Genomic DNA, 2,480 nt, shown 5'->3' with positions numbered 1-2,480 from the left:
GCCCGAAATTCCGCCGGGTACGGGGTACGATGCTTGCCCATAATCGGCACCTCCTTCTCCAAAGGATAGATGTCCGTTTTTCTGGGTCAACTTCACGTATGGGCGCGAGAAACCGCTGAACGCGCGCCAGATTTCTTCACCAACCTGTCGCTCGGCCAAAATCCCCGTGTGCTCTGGATAGGCTGCTCCGACAGTCGGGTGCCTGCTGAAGCCATCACCCACAGTGCGCCGGGCGAGCTGTTTGTCGATCGCAACGTCGCCAACCTTTTTCATCCGAACGACAATAGTTACGCGAGCGTGCTCGAGTATGCCGTGCGCGCGCTGATGGTCGAGCACGTGATCGTTTGCGGTCACTACGGCTGCGGCGGTGTACGCGCATCTCTCCTACCGCCCTCTTCCGGAATGCCGCACGTCAACCGCCACATCGCACCACTTCGCGCGCTTGCCCACCGGCATTGCGCAGAGCTCGACTGCGAACCGAGCGACCGGGTGGCCGGCCGGCTCTCCGAGTTCAACGTGCTCGAACAGGTGAGGTTGCTGCGTGACACGGCGATCATCCGTGACAGCGTCCCCGCTCCGCTAGTACACGGCTGGATCTTTTCTCTCACCGATGGCCGCATCGAGGAACTCGACTCTGGCTATTACGCAGGTAGCACCCACCAGGACACACCACATAAGAACGCAGGCTGATCCACCACAATGAATCGCCCTCCAAATCACACTCCTCTTTTCCGTCCATCATGAATCTGCGAGCATCACTCTCAACGCTCCCACGCGACCTGATTGCGGGTGTCGTTGTCTTTCTTGTCGCGCTGCCGCTGTGCCTGGGTATTGCCAATGCATCTGGTGTTGAGCCCTTCGCAGGCCTTGTGTCCGGCATCATCGGCGGCCTCGTCGTCGCGCTTCTGAGCGGCTCGCCACTCTCCGTCAGTGGACCTGGACCGGCGGCGGGCCTCGTCGTCATCGTCGTCGAAGGCATTGCGCGCCTCGGCAGCTTCTCGGCCTTTCTGCTCGCCGTGCTACTGTCCGGCGTCATTCAATTTGGCTTCGGAATGGTGAAGGCAGGCCGAGTGGCCGCATATGTGCCTTCGCCCGTTATCAAAGGTGTGCTTGCCGCCATTGGCATATTGCTGATCGTCAAGCAGGTGCCGTTCGCGTTAGGCATGGCAGGTGACCTTGATACGCCCGTCGGCAACATGCCATTCAGCCTCAGCGCACTAACCGCCTTCGCCGTCGCGACGGTGTCACTCGTCCTGCTAGCCAGTTGGGAAACCCGAGCACTGCGACGCTTCAGGCTTGTGCGCCTAGTCCCTGCGCCGCTCGCCGTTGCGCTGCTCGGCATTGCCGCGACGCTGTTGCTTGACAGGCTGTCCCCAAGCCTCGCCCCGCCCGCCGAACCCCGTGTCGCCCTGCCCGAGCTCGCCTCGATTGCTGCTCTCAGCGCCGCAATCAAGAGCGCTGATCTCGGGCCGAATTTCGCGCAACTACTGAACCCCGACATCTGGCGCGTCGCGTTGACGCTGGCGGTCGTCGGAAGTCTCGAGACGCTGCTGAGCCTGGAAGCCGTCGAACAGATCGATCCGAAGCGCCGCCCGACTCTGCCAGACCGGGAGCTGAAAACGCAAGGCGTGGGCAATCTGATTGCAGGAGCAATAGGCGGCCTGCCGATCACGTCGGTAATCGTGCGCAGCTCGGCGAACGTCAATGCAGGTGCACAGAGCCGCGTGTCCGCCATCGTGCACGGCATACTGCTGCTAGTCAGCGTGTTTGCACTCACCGGCCTGATTAACCAGATCCCCCTGGCAAGTCTTGCCGCGATCCTCATCCATACCGGCATCAAGCTCGCCAAACCGAGTTTGTTCCTGTCCGTTGCGAAACAGGGACCGGGTGCATTCGCACCGTTCATCGCGACGATAATCGGCGTGCTCGCCGTGGATCTCCTGTTCGGCATCGCGCTCGGACTCGCGGTCGTTGTCCTCATGGTCGCGTGTGCGAATTTGCGTGGTCCCGTTATGTTTGCGCAGCAAGACGACCACTACCTGCTGTCTTTCCGCAAGGATGTGTCATTTGTCGGCAAGGTGAAGGTCAAGCACTACCTGTGGCAGATTCCTGACCAATCGGCCGTTATCATCGACATGACCCGTGCCGACTACATCGATCACGATGTGCGCGACCTGATCAACGCGTTCATCGTCGATGCACGGGGCCGCGGTATCACGGTCGAGATCAGGCAGCAGCCACATCACGCGAAAGAACGGAATGGACGCTGGCTGTTCCGCAACCAGACCGCGCGATAAGCATTAAATAGTGGAGCAGACACAGGGAAGGGTTGTGCCACGATGAGGACCACTCATCTGCCCGACAGGTAGGAATGTTGGGCGGGTGTCTGACGTTGCCCCTGTTTCGCGAATCCCATAGCTGAGAGATTTACGCGGCTCTTCCCTGTTGAGCGGCGAGCCAGTTTTTCTCGAACGTCATGG

Annotated in this window: 2 protein-coding genes; both read left to right on the top strand. The window is 60.5% G+C overall.

Annotation, left to right across the window (positions count from 1 at the left end):
- Positions 1-69: 69 nt before the first annotated feature.
- Positions 70-690, top strand: coding sequence for a carbonic anhydrase (locus HDG33_RS36765; RefSeq protein ID WP_184041205.1), 621 nt, complete (start codon positions 70-72; stop codon positions 688-690).
- 50 nt (positions 691-740) lie between these two features.
- A complete protein-coding gene (locus HDG33_RS36760; RefSeq protein ID WP_221311653.1) occupies positions 741-2,297 on the top strand; it encodes a SulP family inorganic anion transporter in 1,557 nt (518 codons plus the stop codon).
- The last annotated feature ends 183 nt before the right edge of the window (positions 2,298-2,480 follow it).

The organism is Paraburkholderia sp. Cpub6, assembly GCF_014201065.1.
Taxonomy (GTDB): Bacteria; Pseudomonadota; Gammaproteobacteria; order Burkholderiales; family Burkholderiaceae; genus Paraburkholderia; species Paraburkholderia tuberum.
This window is presented reverse-complemented; position numbering and strand designations above follow the sequence as displayed.